Here is a 21975-nt window from a genome sequence, read left to right as displayed (position 1 = left end):
ATGGCGAAATTCATCATGGCGGAATACAAGGATAACCTGCTGGGCGAGGCTAACAGCTTTCTGGAGGTGCTCGAACAGGTCTCGCAGCTGGCACCGCTGGATAAACCGGTGCTGGTGATCGGCGAGCGCGGGACCGGCAAAGAGCTCATTGCCAACCGACTGCACTTTCTCTCTTCGCGCTGGCAGGGACCGTTTATTTCACTGAATTGCGCGGCGCTGAATGAAAACCTTCTCGATTCCGAATTGTTCGGTCATGAAGCCGGCGCCTTTACCGGCGCCAGCAAACGACATCCGGGGCGCTTTGAACGTGCCGACGGCGGCACGCTGTTTCTCGATGAGCTGGCCACCGCTCCGATGCTGGTGCAGGAAAAATTGCTGCGGGTAATTGAATACGGCGAACTGGAACGCGTCGGCGGCAGCCAGCCGCTGCAGGTTAACGTACGGCTGGTGTGCGCCACCAACGCCGATCTGCCCAAAATGGTCGAGGAAGGTCATTTCCGCGCCGACCTGCTCGACCGGCTGGCGTTTGATGTCGTGCAACTACCGCCATTGCGCGAGCGCCAGAGCGACATCATGCTGCTTGCCAACCAGTTTGCCATTCAGATGTGCCGCGAACTGGGGCTTCCTCTGTTTCCCGGCTTTAGCGAGCGAGCCGTCGACACGCTGCTCGCATACCGCTGGCCGGGCAATATTCGTGAGCTGAAAAATGTGGTTGAACGTTCGGTTTACCGCCACGGCAGCAGTGATAGCGAGCTGGATAATATCATTATCAACCCATTTAACAGCGCGACGCCTGCGCCTGCACCGGTCGTTGAACATGCGCTTCCCGCGTTGCCACTGGACCTGCGGGCCTTTCAACTGGAGCAAGAAAAAAGCCTGCTGCAGTTGAGCCTGCAGCAGGCGAAGTACAATCAAAAGCAGTCAGCGGAGCTGCTGGGGCTAACCTACCACCAGCTACGCGCCTTGTTGAAGAAGCATCAGCTATGAGCGGCGCGCGGCAGCATCGTCGCGCTCACCACCATTGAGCCTAAACACAGCGCGGCGTTAAACCACAACGCGTATTGCGCGGCGCTGGCCATTCCCAACGGCAGGAACAGCGCGAAAAGTGACGCCGTCACGGCAATACCCATCGCGCCGCCAAGCGAGCTTCCCATCTTATAAACCCCTGACGCGACGCCGATCTTGTTCTCCGGCGCATTGGCGACGGCGGTATCGGTCGAAGGTGTGGCGTAACAGCCGAGCCCGAGGCCAAACAGAATATTGCTGAAGAAGACGGTCCCGATATACAGCGACTTATCAAGGAAGGTACAGGAGATCAGCAAAATGCCGATGGCGGTGAAGACCGGCCCGGTCATCATCGGCAACCGCGCGCCGTAGCGCTGGAGCAACTTTTCCCCGACGCGAATCATCGCCAGTACCGTCACCAGATACCCCAGCGTCATCATGCCGGTTTCCAGCGGGGTAAGATGATGCCCCTGCTGCAGCCAGATGCTGGTGATCATCATGGTGCCGATAGCGCCATTAAGCATGAAGTTCGACAGCACCGCCGCGCCGTAGGCCCGGTTGCGAAATAAAGCGAAGTCGATCAGCGCCGCTTCACCTTTACGCAAACCGCTACGGATAAACAAACCACCCGTAATTACCGCGCCGCCCAGCATCGACAGCGATAAGCCACTGCTCCAGCCCCATTGATGGCCCTTGCTGATAAACAGATTAAGCAGCACCAGCGACGCGATCAGGCTTAATAGTCCGCCCACATCCAGCTTATGCCGATCGGCGCTGGCGCTTCGACTCTCCGGCGTGCCGCGCAGCAGCAGCAACGCCAGCAGCGCCACCGCAATCGAGAACACGAAGATCCACCGCCAGCCAAGACCGGTGGCAATCGCGCCGCCGACAAACGAGCAAAGCCCGCTGCCGCCCCAGGAACCAATGACCCAGAAACTCACCGCCCGCTGCCGCGCCCTACCTTCATACCAGGTTTTAATCAGCGCCAGCGTCGCCGGCATAATGCAGGCCGCCGAAAGCCCTTGCAGGATACGACCGGTGATAAACAGACCCGGCCCCTGCGACGCCGCCAGAAACGCGCTGCCGATAATACTCAACGCCAGGCCGAGATAGGTCATCCGCACCCTGCCGAATTTATCCGCCAGCCCGCCGCTGGCCACCACGAAGCAGCCGCTAAATAAGGCGCTGAGACTCACCGCCAGGGTTAGCGTCTCCAGTGAAATATCGAGGCTGCTTTTCATCGCCGGAACAACATTGATAACCGATTGCGCAAACAGCCAGAACGTCAGCACGCTGAGCACAATACCCGCCAGCAGGCGATCGCTACCGACGAAACGAGATTCGCTTAACGATACAGAACTCATAATCGGGTCCCCCCGTCGCGATAGGTTAACGCAGATAGCGTTCCGTCAGGCCGCACCACAGCGCTGCGCCGGTAAGCAGGATTTGATCGTTAAAATCGTATCCCGGGTTATGCACCATGCAGCGGTCGGCTTCATCACCCGCGCCGATAGTGAAGTAGCAGCCGTTGGGATTGCTCTCCAGCATGAAGGCGAAATCTTCGCTACCCATAAATGGATTCACGGTACCAACCTGTTCTTTGCCAAACAGCGAGGTCGCCACTTCACGGACCAGCTCATTAGCCGCCGGATCGTTACGTAAAACCGGGCTGCCGTTGACGTGGGTTAAGGTAGCGCTGGCGTTAAAACTTTCCGCCTGAGCGACCGCAATATCGTGAATGCGCTGCAGCACCGTCTCGCGCACCTGCTGGTTAAGGGTACGGACCGTCAGCTTCATCAACACTTTATCGTTGATGATGTTCGGCGCGTGACCAGCCTGAATGCTGCCGACGGTGACTACCGCAGGTTCAAATGGCGTGATGTTGCGTGAAACGATCGATTGCAGCGCGAGGGTAATGTGGCAGGCAACCAGCGTCGCGTCGACGGTATGTTCCGGTACCGCGCCATGGCCGCCAACGCCCTTCACTTCTATATGCAGCGTATCGGAAGAGGCCATCATCGCGCCGTCTCGCAGGCCGATTTTGCCCAGTTTCTGGCCCGGCATGTTATGCAGGCCAAAGATGGCATCGCAGGGGAATTTTGTGAACAGGCCATCTTCGACCATCACCCGTCCGCCGTACAGCAGCTCTTCTGCCGGTTGGAAAATTAACTGCAGCGTACCGTTAAACTGACGCGTGCGCGCCAGATATTCCGCCGCATACAGCAGCGTGGTGGTGTGACCGTCATGGCCGCAGCCGTGAAAACGCCCGTCGACCTGGCTTGCCCATGCTTTACCGCTCATTTCCTGCATCGGCAGCGCATCCATATCCGCGCGTAGACCCAGACGTTTTTCGCCGCTGCCGACTTTCAGTGTCCCGACCACGCCGGTACCGGCGAGGCCGCGATGCACTTCATACCCCCACTCAGCAAGCAGCCTGGCGACTTCATCGCTGGTTTTATGTTCTTCAAAGCCAATCTCGGGCTGTTGGTGGAAGCGGCGACGTAACGCCACAAACTGCGCTTCATTAACTTGCAAAGATTCAATCAATGGATGTGTCATTTTTATTATTCCTGTGTTGTGTTTGCACGACACTTTCGAGTTTATGCGCCCCACCCGGCTTTAAAATGCGCTTTTTTGTTTTATATTGACGAATTATCAATGACTGTTTTCTATACAATTCTGTTATGACAAAAAACACCCTGTTATTTTTTGTCTTTTAAGGAGCGGCGCATGGAACACCATCTCGGCGATTTCAGCCTCACGGTTCGCGATATTCGCCACCTCAGCCCGCCGGAAAGCGACGGATTAACGCTGCTGTGGCTACTGGAAGGCAGCGCGCGGTTGCAACTCGGCGAAGCGCCGCAACCGATGCGGGTTGATGAACTGGCGATCGTTAACCGCCGCCAGCGCTGGCAGATTACCGGCGAAGAGGCCAATGCGGTCATGATCCTCAACCTTGCCGCCGGTTGGCTCACCCGCCTTGATAGCGATTTTTTTGCCTGTGATTTTCGGGTTAACGGCGAAAACATGGATGCGGCAGATAACCTGCGCCAGCTGATGCGCCAGTTGCTGGTAGCCGGGCTGGTTAATCATCAGTCGCGTTACCGCTTAGAGGCCAACCGCTGGCTCAGCGAAATCGCCCTGCTGCTGGCGACCCGCTTTACGCAGCCCATCGTACCCAGCCTGCGCCGCGGTGCCGAAAACTGGAGCCGACGAATTATCAACGTAGTAGCGCGCATTGAAGCCAACTATCAGCGGCGGATCTCGCTGCAGGAAGTGGCCGCCGCTGAGTTTGTCTCGGAGGCCTGGCTTTCCCGCCTGTTTCATAAAGAGGTCGGCGTCAGCTTCGTGCAGTACATTACCGCCCTGCGTCTCGGCAAAGCCGCCGAGCAACTGCTGGCCACCCGGCGCTCGGTTCAGCAGGTGGCGCAGGACAACGGCTTCGCCAGTGCCCGCATTATGAGCGATCTGTTTAAGCGCCAGCATGGCGTCACACCACGGCAATTTCGCCAACAGCAGCCGCAGCCCGCCGCTCGTCCGCGAGTCAGCGCCAGTGAAGTCTGGCATCCGGTCGCGGTTGAGCGACTTTACGCCCGCCTGAATGAGGCGGAAAAAAACAGCGATAATACGCCGCCGCTGCTGCTCAACCCGCGTCAGACCAGGCTGGTGGATATCCGCCAGTTGCCAGCGCGCGCGCCGGTATTGCGCCATACCCGTACCATCGTTACTGTCCGAGAACTCGATGATTTACTCCGCGAAGATGTCCGCCGCGAGCTGGAGCAACTGCAGCAGACGCTACCCGTCTACGGCATCGATATTCACGATCCGTTTCTCAGTAGCCGCCTGTTTGGCGAAGGCTGGGACGACCCGACGCTCGCGGGTTATGCCTGTTGGTACAATCTTCAGCAGCTGTTTAGCTGGCTGGCGCAGAAAGGCTGGACGGTGCTACTCCACACCGGTTTAACCACCCGCTGCGATTTACTACAGCGTTTTCTGCAACTTGCCGCCAATCACTTTTCACCCACGACGCTTGCGAGCTGGCGTTTTGTCTGGCACTGGTCGCCGCAGGCCAGTGAAGCGGCGCGACAGCAGGCCTGGCGACAACAGCGCGAAGTGCTCGCGTCCACCTTGCAACAACCGCAAATGGGGATCTGGCATCGTTTCCCGCAAAGCGATATTGCCGACGATCCGCTACTGCATTCCCCGCTGCTCAGCGAAGCCGATTTTCTCGCCTGCCAGGCGGATGCGAATGAACTGCTTGACCTGGCGCAGGCCGATAGCAGCAAGCTGGCCGCCAGTGAAAGCTATCCGCGACAGAAATTACGCCAAATACATAATGCCCTACGGCAACGGCAGCTCTCGTTGCCGCTGTGGCTGCTATCGTGGAATACGTTGACCGGTGATACCCGCGATACCAACGGACGTTTTTTCCGCGGCGCGCTATTGATGGATAACCTGCTGGGCATTGCCGAACAGGTGTGGCTGGCCGGCTTCTGGCTTAATTCCGGGCTGCAGGGGGAGGCGCGGGACAACGGTAAACTTGATACCTCCAGCCTGGCGCTGCATTACCTGCATGGTCTGCCGCGCCCGGTTTACTGGGTATTATGGCTGTGGCGGCGTCTGCGCGGCGAAGTCTTAATCAATGACAAAAACCTGTTGTTATTGCGCCATAACGGACACTACCAGTTGCTGCTGCGCAATACGGTGATTTTCAACCCCTGGCTGTCGAGCGAAGAGGCCTTTACTCAGCGGTTTCGCCAGCCCTATACCCTGCGGCTTGAAGGGCTGGAGGGACGCTGGCGCATCAAACAGCATCTGTTCGATCAACATCACGGCGCGCTATTTCCGCTGTTTGAGGCATTCCGCAGCCGCAGCGGCCCGGACGAAGAAGATTATCGCTGGCTCCAGCACCACGCCCGCCCGGCGCTGAGCGTGCATGAGGAACAGATGGATGATGGCTGGCTTCGGGTGGATTCACTGCAGAGCAATGCGCTGGTATTATATGAATTCACACCGCTGGATGATTGAAGCGTGACAACGTCACTATCATTTCATGTATGAAAACGCGAGGAGTTAATAATATGTAACTGGTAAGATGTCTTAATGTGAATTATCATCGGCGGCAATTATATTCAATGGACTGAAAATTCACGTGATTCCGGTTAATTCTCATACGCTAACCCGCTATGCCGCCCATGCCAGTTTGATCCACACCATGAAAAATCATCATGCCCCAGCCCTCTCTTTAATGATGATTTTCTCGGATCTCTGCGTGCGCTCCACGCGCGATGCCTACAGCGAACAAGGATGGGAAATATCAGAACATAAAAGCGGACTGGTGCTGCGTACCTTTGTCGCTATCCATCGCGACGGCGGAGAACTGGAGATCACGCCAAAGGATTATATCGCCCGCTATAATCAACTCCTTCCGCTCTGATCCCGCAATTCACACCACCCCTCTACAGAACGCATACAGATGGCTAACTGGAGAAATCGGCAATAAAAAGATACCATGTTTCTTAATACTGGTTTATTTCCGACACTATTTTGACCAACTGGCTGGACAACATGCGCTGCCGGTGACCGCATTATCCCCCTCGATGTCGTAAAGGTGGTGGTAAATGTCATTTAATATTAATAAGATAGAGCTCTGCTCTATGATCAAAAAGAAAATATGCGCCTGAAATTGTCCTCTCTTTTAGCGGCAGCCTCGATGCTGTGCGGGCAGGCTTTTGCCGCACCGGCCCCGGCGCTGCCGGCTAATGCCGATATCCGCGATAGCGGGTTTGTCTATTGCGTCAGCGGGCAGGTAAATACCTTTAACCCGCAAAAAGTCAGCAGCGGCCTGATTGTCGACACCCTCGCCGCCCAGATCTACGATCGCCTGCTCGACGTCGACCCTTATACCTATCGTCTGGTGCCTGAGCTGGCGGAAAGCTGGGAAGTGCTTGATAACGGCGCCACCTACCGCTTCCACCTGCGCGATAAGGTCCAGTTCCAGACTACCGACTGGTTTAAACCGACCCGCGCTTTTAACGCTGATGATGTCATCTTCACCTTCGGGCGCATCTTTAACCGCGACGACCCGTGGCACAGCGTCAACGGCAGTAGCTTCCCCTATTTCGATAGCCTGCAGTTCGCCGACACCGTAGAAAGCGTTCGTAAGCTGGATAACCATACCGTCGAGTTTCGCTTGAAACGCCCGGATGCCTCATTCCTGTGGCACCTGGCAACACACTATGCTTCAGTCATGTCGGCGGAGTATGCCGCGCAGCTGACCAAAAGCGACCGCGAAGAACAACTCGACCGCCAGCCCGTCGGTACCGGCCCTTTTAAATTGGAAGAGTATCGCACCGGGCAGTATATCCGCCTGCAGCGCCACGCGGCCTACTGGCGCGGCAAACCCTTGATGCCGCAGGTGGTGGTGGATCTCGGTTCCGGCGGCACCGGCCGTCTGTCAAAACTGCTAACCGGCGAATGCGACGTGCTGGCCTGGCCCGCCGCCAGCCAGCTCACCATCCTGCGCGACGATCCGCGCCTGCGTCTGACGCTGCGCCCGGGTATGAATATCGCCTGGCTGGCTTTTAACACTGCTAAACCGCCGCTGGATAATCCGGAAGTTCGCCACGCGCTGGCGCTGGCTATCAACAACCAGCGTCTGATGCAATCGATCTACTACGGCACCGCGGAAACCGCGGCCTCAATGCTACCACGCGCCTCGTGGGCTTATGATAACGACGCTAAAATTACCGAATACAACCCCGCGGAGGCGCGCCGTCGCCTGCAGGCGCTGGGGCTCAGTAATCTCACGCTAAAATTGTGGGTGCCGACCAGTTCCCAGGCGTGGAACCCCAGCCCATTGAAAACCGCCGAGCTGATACAGGCGGATATGGCGCAGGTGGGTGTCAAAGTGATTATTATTCCTGTAGAAGGTCGCTTCCAGGAGGCGCGATTGATGGACATGAGCCACGATTTAACGCTTTCCGGCTGGGCGACCGACAGTAATGACCCGGATAGCTTCTTCCGCCCGCTGTTAAGCTGCGCGGCGATTGGTTCGCAGACCAACCTCGCCCACTGGTGCAACCGCGAGTTTGACGAGGTATTACAAAAAGCGCTGATTTCACAACAGCTGGCGTCGCGTATCGAAGCCTACAAAGAGGCGCAGCATATTCTCGCCCGTGAATTACCGGTGCTGCCTCTGGCCTCTTCGCTGCGTCTGCAGGCTTATCGCTATGATATGAAAGGACTGGTGCTGAGTCCGTTTGGCAACGCCTCCTTCGCAGGCGTGTCGCGCGAAAAAGAAGAGGTGAAAAAACCATGATTATTTTTACTCTGCGCCGCCTGCTGTTGTTGCTTGTGACGCTTTTTTTTCTCACCTTTATCGGCTTTAGCCTCAGCTACTTTACGCCGCACGCGCCGCTGCAGGGCGCATCGCTGTGGAATGCCTGGCTGTTCTGGTTCAAAGGGGTTCTGCACTGGGACTTTGGCGTCTCCAGCATCAACGGCCAGCTGATTTCCGAACAGCTGAAGGTGGTCTTCCCTGCCACGATGGAACTGTGCATTCTGGCGTTTGGTTTTGCGCTGCTGGTCGGCATTCCCGTGGGGATGATTGCCGGAATTATGCGTAATAAATGGCCGGACACGCTCATTAGCGCCCTGGCGCTGGTGGGGTTCTCCATTCCGGTGTTCTGGCTGGCGTTGCTGTTCACTCTGTTCTTCTCCCTAACGCTGGGATGGTTGCCGGTCTCCGGGCGCTTTGATCTGTTGTACGAAGTGAAGACGGTGACCGGCTTCGCGCTCATTGATGCCTGGCTCTCTGATTCGCCGTGGCGCCATGAGATGATCGTCAGCGCCGCGCGGCATATGGTGCTGCCGGTGTTAACCCTGGCCGTCGCGCCGACCACAGAAGTGATTCGCCTGATGCGTATCAGCACCAGTGAAGTCTACGACACTAACTATGTTAAAGCCGCGGCCACCCGTGGCGTCACCCGCAGGACGATTCTCCATCGTCACGTGTTGCACAATGCCTTACCGCCGGTGATCCCGCGCCTGGGTCTGCAGTTCTCCACCATGCTAACGCTGGCAATGATTACCGAAATGGTCTTCAGCTGGCCGGGGCTGGGGCGCTGGCTGATCAACGCTATCCGCCAGCAGGATTACGCAGCGATTTCCGCCGGAGTGATGGTGATCGGCGCGCTGGTCATTATCGTCAATGTGATCTCGGATATTTTAGGAGCCATGGCTAACCCACTGAAACATAAGGAATGGTATGCCCTACGATAGCACCTACAAAGAAAACGACTTTCTCAATTAAAAACAATGATTTAAATTTTAAAATTGTTCGATTTTTCTGAATTTAATACACAATTTTGTACACATTGTTTTTAACGTCAGCTCCGACAGTCATCAGTTTGATTGCTGTCGGAGTTCCCTTCCTACTCCTCCACACATTCTATACTTTCAGTCTGCAAACTGGAGGTGACCATGTGCGGACGCTTTGCTCAATCACAAACCCGTGAAGAGTACCTGGCTTATTTGGCTGAAGAGGCTGAGCGGGATATCGCTTATGAACCCGAACCAATCGGTCGGTACAACGTGGCGCCAGGGACAAAGGTTTTGCTCCTGAGCGAACGTGACGAGCAGTTGCATCTCGATCCAGTACACTGGGGTTACGCCCCGGGATGGTGGGATAAACCTCCTCTGATTAACGCACGCGTCGAAACGGCGGCCACCAGCAGGATGTTTAAGCCGCTATGGCAACATGGCCGGGCGATCTGCTTTGCTGATGGTTGGTTCGAATGGAAGAAGGAAGGCGACAAGAAGCAGCCCTACTTCATCCATCGTGCCGATGGCCAGCCGATATTCATGGCGGCAATCGGAAGCACTCCGTTTGAACGTGGAGACGAAGCAGAAGGCTTTCTGATTGTCACCGCGGCTGCAGATAAAGGACTGGTAGACATTCACGACCGCCGGCCGCTTGTGTTGTCACCAGAAGCTGCGCGCGAGTGGATGCGACAGGATATAGGCGGGAAAGAGGCTGAAGAGATAGCAGCTGACGGTACGGTGCCCGCAGACAAGTTTATCTGGCACGCGGTGACGCGCGCCGTAGGAAATGTGAAGAATCAGAGCGCCGAGCTAATCGAGGCTATTGAGCGCCTATAAATTTACAACGTCCGAAATGTGCCAATAGCGGACGTTGTTAAGCTCATGCAGTATGGATTCACGAAGAACAGACGTTATATTTTGTCCTGATTGACACGGGATGAAAGCTCATGATGGCTCTCTTTTCGCTCGCTGTAACGATCCGCAAGATAACCGGTTTGTCCCTTAAGCAGCAGTGTGATTTTAAACAGCTCCTCGGCTACATCGACGATGCGGTCATACCATGACGAAGGTTTCATTCGGCCGTTTTCGTCGAACTCTTGCCATGCCTTGGCTACGGAGGACTGGTTGGGGATCGTAAACATCCGCATCCACCGACCCAGAATACGCATCTGGTTCACTGCATTGAAGGACTGGGAACCACCGCAGACCTGCATTACCGCAAGTGTTTTTCCCTGCGAAGGACGAACTGCGCCTTCACTTAATGGTATCCAGTCAATCTGCGCCTTCATAACTGCGCTCATAGCCCCGTGCCGTTCCGGAGAACTCCACACCATCCCGTCACACCATCTGACCAGACCGCGCAGCTCGGTGACTTTAGGATGCGTGTCCGGTGCATCATCCGGCAGGGGTAAACCTGAGGGGTTAAAGATTTTTACCTCCGCGCCCATCGCCGTCAGCAGGCGACCAGCTTCTTCCGCGGCAAAGCGGCTGTAGGAGCGCTCTCTAACTGAGCCATATAGGATCAGAATCCGCGGCGGCTCGTGCAGGTGCAGGCGCTCGGCGATGTGTTGATCAAAGCATTCACTATTCAGGGCTGGAAATTGTTCCATTTTTCTACTCCGGAGAGATCAGAAGATTTCAAATTTAACACATATGATTTACCATATATATATTCTAAAGGGAACGGAGTGAAAAATGCTACAACCTGTTCAGCTTTTCAAAATCCTGTCGGATGAAACCCGGCTCGCCATCATCATGATTCTCCGGGAGTCAGGAGAACTATGCGTCTGTGATATCTGTGCAACCATTTCCGAATCGCAGCCCAAAGTCTCGCGACATATGGCTATCCTTCGCGAGGCTGGGCTGGTTCTGGATCGTCGTGAAGGCAAATGGATCCACTATCGTCTGTCCCCCCACATACCGGCATGGGCTGCTGAGACAATCACGACGTCCTGGCAGTGTATGCGGGAGGATGTGCGTGAATGGCTGGATAAATCAGCCTGCACCTCATGCTGAGAAAAGAAAACACATTTACATAATCATATATAACGGAGTCTGAGATGCTTTTGGCAGGGAGTATATTTTTACTGACGCTGATACTGGTGATCTGGCAACCCAGAGGCTTGAGCATTGGCTGGAGTGCGAGTATCGGGGCTGTGCTGGCGCTAGTAACCGGTGTCATCCATATCACTGATATTCCCGTTGTCTGGAATATCGTCTGGAACGCGACAGCGGCATTTATTGCTGTCATTATCATCAGCCTGCTGCTCGATGAGGCCGGCTTCTTTGAGTGGACCGCACTGCACGTCTCCCGCTGGGGGAACGGACGTGGTCGCCTGCTGTTTACCTGGATAGTGTTGCTCGGTGCCGCTGTCGCTGCTTTGTTCGCCAATGATGGTGCTGCGCTGATCCTGACGCCGATTGTGATTGCGATGCTGCTCGCACTGGGGTTCAGCCAGGGCACGACACTGGCCTTTGTCATGGCTGCAGGATTTATTGCAGATACGGCCAGCCTGCCACTCATTGTTTCTAACCTGGTTAATATCGTCTCGGCGGACTTCTTCGGTCTGGGTTTTACGCAGTACGCTTCCGTTATGATCCCCGTGGATGCGGCAGCGATTGCGGCCACGCTGATCATGCTGCATTTCTTCTTCCGCAGGGATATTCCGGCAACGTATGACGTTTCGCTGCTGAAGAAGCCTGCCAGTGCAATCAAGGATCCGGCAACCTTCAGGGCGGGCTGGATTGTTCTGTTATTGCTGCTTGTCGGTTTCTTTGTTCTGGAGCCGCTGGGGATCCCGGTCAGTGCGATAGCAACGGCTGGCGCAGCAGTGCTGTTTGTGGTGGCGAAACGAGGCCATGCCATCAACACCGGGAAAGTCCTGCGCGGTGCGCCATGGCAGATCGTTATTTTCTCGCTGGGCATGTACCTCGTGGTCTATGGCCTGCGCAATGCAGGACTCACGGAGTACCTGTCTGGTGTGCTGAATCTGCTGGCAGACAAGGGGTTATGGGCAGCGACGTTCGGCACCGGCTTCCTGACGGCATTTCTCTCATCAGTGATGAACAATATGCCGACGGTGCTGATTGGCGCGCTGTCGATTGACGGTAGTACGGCGACTAGCGTCGTCAAAGAGGCAATGATTTATGCCAATGTGATTGGCTGTGATTTAGGCCCGAAAATCACCCCGATAGGCAGTCTGGCAACCCTGCTGTGGCTGCATGTGCTTGCCCAGAAAAATATGACGATCACCTGGGGATATTACTTCCGCACCGGCATTATCATGACTCTGCCCGTGCTGTTTATCACTCTGGCCGCGCTGGCGTTGCGGCTCTCCATCACTTTGTAATGAGATACAGATATGAGCAACATTACCATCTATCACAATCCAGCCTGTGGCACCTCACGTAACACGCTGGAGATGATCCGTAACAGCGGTAACGAACCAACCATTATTTATTATCTCGATACTCCCCCGACTCGTGATGAACTTAGCAAACTGATTTCAGATATGGGTATTTCAGTACATGCATTGCTGCGTAAGAACGTCGAACCTTATGAGCAGTTGGGTCTTGATGAAGACAAATTTTCTGATGAGCAGTTGATTGATTTTATGCTTCAGCATCCGATCCTGATTAATCGGCCGATTGTCGTTACGCCGCTTGGCACTCGTCTTTGCCGCCCTTCAGAAATAGTGTTGGATATTCTACCGGAAGGCCAGAAAGGAGCGTTTATTAAAGAGGATGGCGAGACGGTCATTGACGAAACGGGGAAGCGGGTTAATTAATCTACCCACTTCAAAATATCGGACGCCTGTTTACGCTATGCGGGCGTCCGCTTTTCGCTCTAAGCGGACTGTAGTAGAAGCATGACCACTACCGTCAATAGCCGAATCATCTAACTTTGAGCAGGTCACAAAACCTCGTAGTATAGCGCGGGGATAGCATTTCCCTTTTCATCTGCCAGGTGGTCTGGATTCCCTGTCCAGCAAAATACAGAGTTCCCCTTCCGTCCTTTGCGTTGAGATGGTCGAGAACTTCCATCAGTTTCTCGCTGTTCTGCCGTGGCGCATTGTCATCAAACAGGTTCAGCTGCGCGACACCCTGGCTATAGAAATCACCGAGCATGATCCCCGCTTTCTGATACCGGTGTCCGTCTACCCATATCGCATCAAGACACTTTACCGCGGCATTGATGATATCCCGGCTATCCTGCGTTGGCGTCAGCAACTTAATGGATCCGCTGTTACCGTAGTATTTTTCATTCAGCGCAAAGGGAGATGTCTTCACGAACGCCGATATGTGACGGCAGTATTGATGCTCCCCACGAAGTTTCTCTGCGCCTCTGGCCGCATATGAACAGATAGCCTGGCGCATTTGTTCATAGGTGGTAATGCGCTCCCCGAACGACCGGCTGCAGACAATTTCCTGTTTCATTGGCGCAAACTCTTCCAGTTCAAGACATGGCTCGCCGCGCAGCTCTCTTACGGTTCTCTCAAGCACAACGTTGAAGTGTTTACGGATGAAGCGGACATCCGTATCAGCCAACTGCAGGACAGTTTTTATCCCCATAGACTCAAGCTTTTTGCTGATGCGGCGGCCAACACCCCACACTTCATCCACCGGAAGTAAAGCCATCAGTTTGCGCTGCCTTTCCACATTCGACAGGTCAACTACCCCGCCAGTAGCTTTCCATGTTTTAGCCGCATGATTGGCGAGTTTTGCCAGCGTCTTTGTCTGTGCGATCCCCACCCCAACCGGAAGCCTGGTATTGCGGTATACGGTATCTTTCAACTCATGCCCGAACTCTTCCAGCACACGGCAATTACGCACACCAGTGAGATCGCAAAAGGCCTCGTCGATGCTGTAGATTTCGACCCGGGGGCACATTTCCTCAAGTGTCGTCATGACCCGGTTACTCATGTCCGCGTAAAGTTCATAGTTCGAACTGAAGCAAACCACTCCATGCCGGCGGAACTGCTCTTTGCATTTGAAGTACGGATCCCCCATCTTGATGCCAAGTTTCTTGGCCTCGGCAGAACGCGCTATCACGCACCCATCGTTATTGGACAATACGACAACCGGTTTGCCTCGTAGGTCAGGACGAAAAATGGTTTCGCAGCTTGCATAGAAGCTGTTCACATCAACCAGAGCAAACATCACATCACCGGGCAATCATCAAAGCCAGCTTTGCTGATGATGTGGGTAACCACGCCTATCAGCTCTACCTCAGTGAGCGCATCACCTTCAATAGCTTCGCCGTCTTCCGTAATGAGCGATCCACCCATGGAACGCGCAAATTGCTGTACCCCGCAATATGAGATAAGTAAAACCGCTGCCGATAATGGGACTGATGAACGCTCAACCACGGCAACTCCGCGCTGAGTATCGACAAACATTGCATGCTGGCTTATGCCAGTTGCTTCGTAGATTAGTTGATGCATGCCCCCTCCCGCCACAAAAATACTGTTCATATATACAGTATTATCTAAATTGGAATTGATCAAGACGCGGGAGGTTTGTCATGCTTGCATGAAGAATTTTTGAACAGAGTAAGGGCTGCTTCAGCCTGGAAGCATCAGGGCCCCAGAAAGTCATCAAAAGAACTTTCTGGGGCCCTTTCTACAATGAATCGTTAGTAAAACTAAATGGCATCAGTCTGGTAGTCGGTCAGATATCGTCGATACTCTTGCCCAGATCAAATAAACAGGAACGTATATAGCCAGCCCAATTAAAAGCAAGGGATTCTCCGTTTCCAGTAGTATTAATACATGAGCAACCAGAATTACGATTATGAGTAGGATTAAAGCAGCGTGTAGTTTTTTATGTGTCTTGGCGTAACAAGCGTAGTTGTACAACATCTTTTTTCGGCAATTCCGTAACAAGAATGCAATAAGTGTAAAAAAATATACTTTATAGACACTTGCGAGGAATTGATCTAACGCATGTTATTCATGAGTCTGAATGGTATGCGAAGGGACATTTTCATCAATTATGGTTAACGGTAAGAATAATTGGCATCCTTGCCATATTTATCCTAAGCCATGGGGAGTGACAGCGCCCGCATTAATGCGGCAGCAATCGCATATCCTCCAGTATCCGGGTCAGGATGTAATCCATCTGCCACCATCCACGGACGTGCGGAGCCATAGGCATAATCTGCCGGGTTTACCCCAAACGAACTTTGCAGATTCAGGAACGCCACATCCTGCTCAAGCGCCAGTTCGTACATCTTCCTGGCATAACTGGACATAGGAATGGCATTTCCGCCCGGACGGTTATTCTCTGCCGGACAAATCAGCATAATGTCCGTGGTCGGATACGCTGTACGGATGCGGTTAATCATCGTCAGGAGGTTTGATTTAAACGTCTCCGGAGCAAGTTTGATGCCCTGGTCATTGGTTCCTAACATGATGGAGGCCAGATTCGCTTTCAGGGTTGTAAAGGCAGTTTCCCAGCGGGTTGCATCGGCATTCACCCAGTTGTTAGTATGAGAACCACTTCCGCCCAATTTATGCACGATGACACCCGGCTGTGTCTCCTTCTGGATGCGTACGCCATACAGCACAACACTGCCTGAAATTACCGTTATCGTTACCGTACCACTCCCCGCAGTTGGCATTGCCGACATTGGGATCATCTGTACTGCAACGGGGTAAGTGGAAAGGTCAATCTCCACGGGTGCTGACATCCCCGGTGCGTTGTAGCTGATAACGCCGCTCCCGCCGCCCGCATACAACGTATACGTAAAGCCCAGGCTGAAATCATCCGTCCAGCTTATTGTCGCCCCAACCGTTGCACTGGAGACTGAAGAGATATCCAGCCCAAACCCTGTATTGTACTGGCAGGCGAAACCCGTTTGCGTGATTTCCGTACCGATAATATCGGTATTGTCGCCGAACTGGTCATAACCGAACGAGCGATACCCGAAGCCAATGGGTGGAACGGTGACCGTGGCCGCAGTACCGTTATAGAGATGCCATAACTTCTGCGCACACTTCAGCGCATAACGTACCTGTCCCCGAGTGTAGCTGTCACCAATCATCGCCCAGGAGAACTGTACATTTCCACCATAGGTCAGTTTGTTCAGCCGCATATGGGTTTCACGTAACCGCTCAAGTCCGTATGAATCAGGAACGGTGGTATCCTCCGGTGCCGCACCGCCGCCAGTAACCGGCGTACCGTCTGGCATCGTTGACAGCAAGGAGTAGGCAAAGGGTTCATACGTCGTAGACACCTCGCCCGCTTCCATCTGGAACGTATCACTGATAGCAACGGACGTGGTGATCCGCACAAAATAGCAATCGGCAGGAGTGGTAATCACCCGGATATGCTGGCCCGTATCAGACAGAGAGCTGATGAACCCTTTATTCCGGGCATAGAAAGCGACGAATCGGGAATCAGAGTTAAAGGCGTATTTTGCCCCCGGCATCACCGGGATAAAATCCGAGTAGTAGTACCGGGAATCAGGTTCATGAATTACCCCCTGCTCATCAATATAGCCAGATTTTCTGGTGTTTTTGTTATATCGATTCTTCCCCGAAACCAGAAGCCCATGCTGAACAAAATCTATGTCCAGATTATCAGCAAGCACCATTTCCCCCGGGACTCTGAGTGCTGAACCATCTGAAGCTACCGGCTCCATCAGGTGCTGGTAATCAGCTCGCGGCGCGAGATAATCACCTTCTGACAGAAACATGGTTTCCATTACATTCTGTGCCAGCGTGATGCGTGCATAGGCAGAATTTGCAGGCGGGGTAAACTCGGTAACCTGTGAAAGCGTGGAGATGTACTGCTTGTCAGCATTGTAAAACGCCACAAACCGTAACTGAGCACTGGCTTTATATTTCGTGGCAGGTATGACCCCGATATAGTCAGAATAGACATAGCCAGCCCCTGACGCCCCCTGTACTGGATAGACAGATCCCCATTCATTGATGTAACCAAAACTGGCAGCGTTCTTGTTAAACAAGTTTACGCCGGGGCCAAACAATATTGTCTCCCCCGACTCCTCAGCGAACGTGACCTGTACACCGTCAAATGCATCAGGTGCAACCTGCCGGAACGGCTCGAACTCAGTAGCCAGGCTGTTTTCTTCAATCATTGTCGCTGGAACAACCAGAGTAGGAACTTCAATGCGCATAAATGCTGCTCCGGATGGAATAACAAGCGCGTTTATGGGCTTGGCGCCATAACCATCAACTGCCTGCACACTGATAAACCGGCCTTTAGCATCGTAATACGCTGCCGCCCGCCACTGCTGGTTAGAGCAGTAGCTTTTGGTTGCGTCAATCTTCATATAGCCTGACACCGACATTGACGTGTCGCTGTTATTGGTTATCGTTCCGGTCGATGATAAATGCCTACCGTCAAATACCAGCGAGGGGTTAAAGAAGTTTTTCCCATGCGCAAAACCCAGCGCGACATATCCATTTGTGGTAGCACCATTAATGACAGGGCTGATGATGGACTCGTAATTCGTGTACGGCATCTGGCCGACGCCAAAGTTTAACTGAAATACAGCCAGATTACTGATTAGTACAGAGACAACAACAAACGCTGCACTGGCTGGCGCTGTAAAAGATGTCACATTTATGGCATCGGATAGGTACATGCCATCAGTATCAAAAAATGTCGCAACTCTGGTGTTGATTCGGGTGGTATACGGGGCATCACCAACAATGCGGATCCGTTCTGAATAACAATAATCCGGGTTTGCCGTCGGTACGCCAGTACCTTCGAACAAATAATATCCAGGGGTAACCGTATTTTGGTTGAAAAGATTCACGCCCGGGTCTATCAGTTCCGGAATGATGGCTTCAACAGTTCGTTGCGATGGCATTTGACGCCCTGTAGGGGTCAGCGTGCCGCCATTATTAATATACTCGTCCGCCAGCGCAGAGCCATCCACGCTGCGAACATAGACGGCGCTCCCGGCAGGGATGTTGGCAATATCCGCCTGGGCATCAGCCAGCGTCATATATTGCTTGCTCAGCGGAATAAGGTTCTGATGGATACCCCGCCACGAATAAAGCGGATCTCCGGCACGGTCGGGAACATCGGCAGCGGGTCCGTTGACCAGCTTATCCAGGCGCGTGGCGTTATCGAGCAACACTACGGGAGAATTACTCCCCAGCGGCGGATTAAAGGCCATGTTTTTTGCTCCAAAAAGAGGATTCACCCAAACGAGGGTTTGAGCGAAAGAAAGTTAATCGGGGGAATTTGTGGTTTTAAGAAACGCTGCCGGGGTATGGCGCGTCGTCGTACTGGTAGAAAATGTCGCTGTACTGTCTGGTCGTCACCTGGCAGGTTCCGTCTGCCTGTGGGGCTATCTCCTCAAAAATGGCGTCATAAACACTGCGCGTTGAGCTGCAGAACACCAGCCGTGGTGGCTCAATGCTCGGATAGTCCAGCAGAATTTCATCAAAAGCAGCCTGCCACGGAACGGACAACTGATAATCCCCGACAAAGGTGGCCACCAGCAGCCCGGAGGCAGAACCATCCTGGTAACGCAGAATTGCACGCGGGTTTTCAAAGGACCAGTCCAGCGGCTCGGAGACAGTAAATACCGTTTGACCGCCAGATGTGGCCATATCCATAACCAGGCTACTTACCGTTTTATTTCCCGGAATGTCATCCGTCAGCAGAATGCGATCGCCATACTGATAGACCAGCGCATCCAGTTCTGTTGTCGTGTTATGGCCCAGCCGTTGATAGAGGTATTTCATCAGGCGGCGCATGCCGATTTGATAGGCGCGGTTCGGGTCAAGCACCCCATCGAGGGTATAACTCTCAATTTTCCTCGGTGTGGGGTTATCCGGAGTCCGGCATTGCACCGTTTCTTCTGACCACGTCGTGCCATTGATATAAGTGACATCCACACCATCGTAATCATCGGCGGACGGTGCCGAGAAGGTGGTCTGTAACTCTTCGGTCATTTCATGCGGGCTGATAATGCCGGACCAGTTTTTAATCCCTTCCCTGCCTACAGATGCGAGCCCGTCGCTCAGCAGGAAGTACGATTTCCCCGCCGTGGTGATCTTCTGCAGCATTTCCAGTGCCGAGATACTGTCGCCAGTAGCGAAATCAAAATACTCTCCCCGCGGGGTCCAGTAGGTTGCCTCGAGGGTGTTAATGGCTTCGGTGTCCATCGCCAGGCCAAGAGAATTACCGACATGATACAGTGCGCTGGAGATTCGCCGCGGAGCGCCGGTATCATAAATACGCGTGGCCACAACGTTTACGCGCCGATCTGACTGCGCCGCCAGTTTGCCGCCAGATTCCACCGTCACGGCCATTAACGATACACCGGCATATGATGCAGGGCGGGTCAGTAACCTACCGCGCAGCGCCTGCCAGTACATAGAGTCCCTGGAGTTTTTACTTCCCTGTTCATTACGCCGTCGGCAACGAACCTCAACCAGTCCAGGCGAACTGAGCTCCACTCTTTCCGTAAACCCAAGAGCATTAATGTTTTTCATCCGGTACCGTCCGGTTTTGCTCACCCAGCCCGAACCAGAACCATATACGCGGTACTGAATTTCATAATCAACGTTACGGTAATTCTTGCCTCCGGATTTCCCGAAACCGCAAATACCGCTGGGAAAAGAGAAGTTAACTTCAAAAGCATTTACGACTTCATTATCCGGACAAGCGAGAAACGGTCCCATCCAGCTATTGTTGTCGTTAATCCCGGTCGCCTGGTAATCAATCATTGTCCTGGGTGAGTAACCTGGCCAGGTATTATCAACGGTTCCGTTAACCATTCGCTGTACTGTCGCTGTCGTGCCATCTGCGGATGCAATGCGGTATTCATTACCCCGATGCGCAAGTGACAGTCGCTGCACCCCTTCAGGAATGCCGGAAAATGCCGCGCCGCTTCCACTGCCATAAGCAAGGGTGACATTGGCGGTTATTGCCGGACTGCCGCCGCTGGATGCGGTCCCATCGGTGAATACCGGGCTGTCCCCAAATACGGAAACCGGAAGTGATGAGGCGGTAATACTTCCACCCAGCCACGGACTGGACTTCTCAACGATGCGAACGACCCCGCCATCATCCTGAGCGACCAGGTTCGACCCGGCGATCGCTTCATTGATTGCAGACAGCAGGCCAGACATATTGCCGTAGTTAGCGATCAGCGAAACGGTATAGGTGGTTGCCTGCCAGGTCAGGGTAAATGTCTGGCTGATGCTCGAAAAATCATAGGTTGTTGGGGCTGCGCTGCCGCGCAATGAAGCTGCCGATCCCCCCACTCCCGGAACAGCATCCTGCTTTGGCGTGAACGTAGCGATGAAGAGATCATATTCTGCCCCGTTAATTTCCAGCGTAACGGGCATGCCGGCATAGGGGTTAATCTCAGTCAGCGTGTCACTGAACAGGACGCTGTAACCCGATGACGACGAGATCAGGTAGTTGGTCGGCGCGATGATAGTCACCAGCGCACCCTCCACCCAAGACTCAGGCAGAGAATCATCGCCATCATCATCGCTCAGCCCGGTGAACGAAACCGACGATCCCGAAACGGTCATGCTGTCGGCGGTAATATCGGATGAATCAGGTGCCGTCTGCGCCATATCCAGGCCGCTGCCGCTGGACGTTCCGCCCACCTCGGTAGAGTTGAACCAGTTTTCACTGCGGCGATCGCCGGAAACATCCGCTCCCGGCGGATACAACGTCCAGGAGAATGAATCACCCAGGGCGGAAATAGGCGTCGAACCAATCCTAATATCGCCGTTAGCAAATGCCACATTTCCACGACTCACGCAGATCAACATCTCAACTGTCATTCTGGTTGGGTCATCAGGGTTAAAACGACTGACCGGCTGAACAACATAATCCGGATAAACCCGAGCACGCCCGAACAATTCCCGAATAGGATCGCCCAATTTGGCCGTATTAGATTTTGCCGGATTTAAATCCAAGGATTTCCCTGTTGATGAACCATATCCTCCTGAGTCGAGGTTATTCATCATGTAGATAGAATATGCCGCAGCTGCTACCGCTACGACTAGAGCCGCTATAGCAAAGCCTGCTGCGTAAGGAACGGGGTAAATCTTTACGTCAGTATCTGGTACCAGTTCGCACCGCGGCCATTCCTTTGATTCGACGGGCACGCCATCAATTTCAACGCTTATTGGCTGCGGCATTCCGGGATCATAATTTTCGACATTCCTCTGCATCCACTCATGCAGAGTCGTCCGTGCGTGCTGATGGGTTTCCAGTGGTCCGCCAGGTAACCGGGAGGGATAAATACTGATCGTCATCGCCAGAATTCCACCTTGATAAATCGCCGTTTAAATTTCCAGGCCGGCATAAAAGAAACGTTCGAGCCGGGGTTACATTCCGCTACCTGCAGCAACCCGTTCAGCTCAACAACAATCCCCACATGGGTGACCATTGTTCCCGAATAACACGCCACGCCAGCGCCGACGCATGGTTCACAACGCTCAAGCTTCAACATCAGCTTTCTGGCTTCTTTATCAAGGCCGCCGCCGTCTTTGGTCACACCTGCAAAGTCTGGCCATTCGGGTAATCCAAGGTCGCGTCGTATCTCATTTACGATGCCAAAGCAGTCGAGTTGCGGATACACTCTGCCGCCCTTCAGCCAGGTGACCGAAAGGTATTTATCAGGTTCAAACATGG

The 21975-nt window shown here is 53.8% G+C and carries 17 protein-coding genes and 1 pseudogene; 9 read left to right on the top strand and 9 right to left on the bottom strand.

All coding sequences use genetic code 11. The annotated features are described in order from the left end of the window. The gene (gene pspF / locus ABLV07_RS11260; protein WP_161799847.1) at positions 1–987 is read left to right on the top strand and encodes a phage shock protein operon transcriptional activator; all 987 of its coding nucleotides are present in this window, start codon (positions 1–3) and stop codon (positions 985–987) included. Here pspF and ABLV07_RS11255 read toward each other — a convergent pair. Both ABLV07_RS11255 and ABLV07_RS11250 read right to left on the bottom strand, forming a co-directional pair. Then, positions 978–2369 (bottom strand): MFS transporter, encoded by a 1392-nt coding sequence (locus tag ABLV07_RS11255; protein WP_020078603.1) that lies wholly within the window; start codon positions 2367–2369, stop codon positions 978–980. The genes pspF and ABLV07_RS11255 overlap by 10 nt on opposite strands. 25 nt (positions 2370–2394) lie before the next feature. Further along, positions 2395–3564 carry a M20 aminoacylase family protein gene (locus ABLV07_RS11250; RefSeq protein WP_015366269.1) on the bottom strand — a complete coding sequence of 390 codons (1170 nt, stop codon included), beginning with the start codon at positions 3562–3564 and terminating at the stop codon, positions 2395–2397. Between the two features lie 171 nt (positions 3565–3735). On the opposite strand from ABLV07_RS11250, the gene ABLV07_RS11245 reads away from it, so the two are divergent. The 5 genes from ABLV07_RS11245 to ABLV07_RS11225 all read left to right on the top strand — a co-directional run bounded on the left by ABLV07_RS11245 (position 3736) and on the right by ABLV07_RS11225 (position 10167). After that, a complete protein-coding gene (locus tag ABLV07_RS11245; RefSeq protein ID WP_348853410.1) occupies positions 3736–6033 on the top strand; it encodes a helix-turn-helix domain-containing protein in 2298 nt (765 codons plus the stop codon). Positions 6034–6157: 124 nt separating this feature from the next. After that, positions 6158–6442, top strand: a complete 285-nt coding sequence (locus ABLV07_RS11240) for a hypothetical protein (RefSeq protein ID WP_042892662.1) — start codon at positions 6158–6160, stop codon at positions 6440–6442. 237 nt (positions 6443–6679) lie between these two features. Further along, entirely contained in the window at positions 6680–8326 is a 1647-nt protein-coding gene (gene sapA, locus ABLV07_RS11235) for an ABC transporter substrate-binding protein SapA (RefSeq protein WP_015705667.1), read from the top strand. Then, positions 8323–9288, top strand: coding sequence for a putrescine export ABC transporter permease SapB (sapB, locus tag ABLV07_RS11230; RefSeq protein ID WP_015366265.1), 966 nt, complete (start codon positions 8323–8325; stop codon positions 9286–9288). Before sapA ends, sapB begins: the two co-directional genes overlap by 4 nt. 201 nt (positions 9289–9489) lie before the next feature. Then, complete coding sequence (locus ABLV07_RS11225) at positions 9490–10167, top strand: SOS response-associated peptidase (RefSeq protein ID WP_180244190.1); 678 nt, start codon at positions 9490–9492, stop codon at positions 10165–10167. Between the two features lie 74 nt (positions 10168–10241). Here ABLV07_RS11225 and arsH read toward each other — a convergent pair whose 3' ends face one another. Next, positions 10242–10940 (bottom strand): arsenical resistance protein ArsH, encoded by a 699-nt coding sequence (gene arsH, locus ABLV07_RS11220; protein ID WP_047052018.1) that lies wholly within the window; start codon positions 10938–10940, stop codon positions 10242–10244. 85 nt (positions 10941–11025) lie between these two features. Between arsH and ABLV07_RS11215 the strand changes: the two genes are divergently transcribed. The 3 genes from ABLV07_RS11215 to arsC are packed head-to-tail and all read left to right on the top strand — an operon-like array spanning position 11026 to position 13118. Further along, positions 11026–11346 carry a transcriptional regulator gene (locus tag ABLV07_RS11215; protein WP_047052019.1) on the top strand — a complete coding sequence of 107 codons (321 nt, stop codon included), beginning with the start codon at positions 11026–11028 and terminating at the stop codon, positions 11344–11346. A gap of 44 nt (positions 11347–11390) precedes the next feature. Next, positions 11391–12680: an arsenic transporter gene (locus tag ABLV07_RS11210; protein ID WP_047041442.1), complete on the top strand. Its 1290-nt coding sequence runs from the start codon at positions 11391–11393 to the stop codon at positions 12678–12680. A 12-nt stretch (positions 12681–12692) separates the two neighbouring features. Then, positions 12693–13118 (top strand): glutaredoxin-dependent arsenate reductase, encoded by a 426-nt coding sequence (gene arsC / locus ABLV07_RS11205; RefSeq protein WP_180244189.1) that lies wholly within the window; start codon positions 12693–12695, stop codon positions 13116–13118. A gap of 106 nt (positions 13119–13224) precedes the next feature. Here arsC and ABLV07_RS11200 read toward each other — a convergent pair whose 3' ends face one another. The 6 genes and pseudogenes from ABLV07_RS11200 to ABLV07_RS11175 all read right to left on the bottom strand — a co-directional run bounded on the left by ABLV07_RS11200 (position 13225) and on the right by ABLV07_RS11175 (position 21973). After that, positions 13225–14490 carry a Y-family DNA polymerase gene (locus ABLV07_RS11200; RefSeq protein WP_348853409.1) on the bottom strand — a complete coding sequence of 422 codons (1266 nt, stop codon included), beginning with the start codon at positions 14488–14490 and terminating at the stop codon, positions 13225–13227. Then, on the bottom strand, positions 14490–14774 hold the full coding sequence (locus ABLV07_RS11195) for a hypothetical protein (RefSeq protein WP_125992437.1): 285 nt from the start codon (positions 14772–14774) through the stop codon (positions 14490–14492). The genes ABLV07_RS11200 and ABLV07_RS11195 overlap by 1 nt, the downstream gene beginning before the upstream one ends. Before the next feature lie 593 nt (positions 14775–15367). Continuing rightward, on the bottom strand, positions 15368–15952 hold the full coding sequence (locus ABLV07_RS11190) for an SGNH/GDSL hydrolase family protein (RefSeq protein WP_348853419.1): 585 nt from the start codon (positions 15950–15952) through the stop codon (positions 15368–15370). Between the two features lie 2145 nt (positions 15953–18097). Continuing rightward, positions 18098–18484: pseudogene (locus tag ABLV07_RS11185) on the bottom strand (hypothetical protein); the annotation flags it as partial. Positions 18485–18560: 76 nt separating this feature from the next. Further along, positions 18561–21596 carry a host specificity factor TipJ family phage tail protein gene (locus ABLV07_RS11180; protein WP_348853408.1) on the bottom strand — a complete coding sequence of 1012 codons (3036 nt, stop codon included), beginning with the start codon at positions 21594–21596 and terminating at the stop codon, positions 18561–18563. Beyond that, complete coding sequence (locus ABLV07_RS11175; protein ID WP_126027266.1) at positions 21593–21973, bottom strand: nitrite transporter; 381 nt, start codon at positions 21971–21973, stop codon at positions 21593–21595. The genes ABLV07_RS11180 and ABLV07_RS11175 overlap by 4 nt, the downstream gene beginning before the upstream one ends. Positions 21974–21975 lie beyond the last annotated feature (2 nt).

Source organism: Klebsiella sp. CN_Kp097 (genome assembly GCF_040064495.1).
GTDB classification, from domain to species: Bacteria; Pseudomonadota; Gammaproteobacteria; order Enterobacterales; family Enterobacteriaceae; genus Klebsiella; species Klebsiella aerogenes.
Note: the sequence above shows the minus strand (reverse complement) of the source record. Positions and strands in the feature narration are given on the sequence as shown.

Bases quoted from the DNA above. Each gene is read 5' to 3' on its own strand.
- arsH (WP_047052018.1), bottom strand. From the start codon at position 10,940: ATGGAACAATTTCCAGCCCTGAATAGTGAATGCTTTGATCAACACATC.
- ABLV07_RS11250 (WP_015366269.1), bottom strand. From the start codon at position 3,564: ATGACACATCCATTGATTGAATCTTTGCAAGTTAATGAAGCGCAGTTT.
- sapB (WP_015366265.1), top strand. From the start codon at position 8,323: ATGATTATTTTTACTCTGCGCCGCCTGCTGTTGTTGCTTGTGACGCTT.
- sapA (WP_015705667.1), top strand. From the start codon at position 6,680: ATGCGCCTGAAATTGTCCTCTCTTTTAGCGGCAGCCTCGATGCTGTGC.
- ABLV07_RS11190 (WP_348853419.1), bottom strand. From the start codon at position 15,952: ATGCCAACTGCGGGGAGTGGTACGGTAACGATAACGGTAATTTCAGGC.
- ABLV07_RS11180 (WP_348853408.1), bottom strand. From the start codon at position 21,596: ATGACGATCAGTATTTATCCCTCCCGGTTACCTGGCGGACCACTGGAA.
- pspF (WP_161799847.1), top strand. From the start codon at position 1: ATGGCGAAATTCATCATGGCGGAATACAAGGATAACCTGCTGGGCGAG.
- ABLV07_RS11175 (WP_126027266.1), bottom strand. From the start codon at position 21,973: ATGTTTGAACCTGATAAATACCTTTCGGTCACCTGGCTGAAGGGCGGC.
- ABLV07_RS11195 (WP_125992437.1), bottom strand. From the start codon at position 14,774: ATGCATCAACTAATCTACGAAGCAACTGGCATAAGCCAGCATGCAATG.
- ABLV07_RS11225 (WP_180244190.1), top strand. From the start codon at position 9,490: ATGTGCGGACGCTTTGCTCAATCACAAACCCGTGAAGAGTACCTGGCT.
- ABLV07_RS11215 (WP_047052019.1), top strand. From the start codon at position 11,026: ATGCTACAACCTGTTCAGCTTTTCAAAATCCTGTCGGATGAAACCCGG.
- arsC (WP_180244189.1), top strand. From the start codon at position 12,693: ATGAGCAACATTACCATCTATCACAATCCAGCCTGTGGCACCTCACGT.
- ABLV07_RS11255 (WP_020078603.1), bottom strand. From the start codon at position 2,369: ATGAGTTCTGTATCGTTAAGCGAATCTCGTTTCGTCGGTAGCGATCGC.
- ABLV07_RS11245 (WP_348853410.1), top strand. From the start codon at position 3,736: ATGGAACACCATCTCGGCGATTTCAGCCTCACGGTTCGCGATATTCGC.
- ABLV07_RS11200 (WP_348853409.1), bottom strand. From the start codon at position 14,490: ATGTTTGCTCTGGTTGATGTGAACAGCTTCTATGCAAGCTGCGAAACC.
- ABLV07_RS11210 (WP_047041442.1), top strand. From the start codon at position 11,391: ATGCTTTTGGCAGGGAGTATATTTTTACTGACGCTGATACTGGTGATC.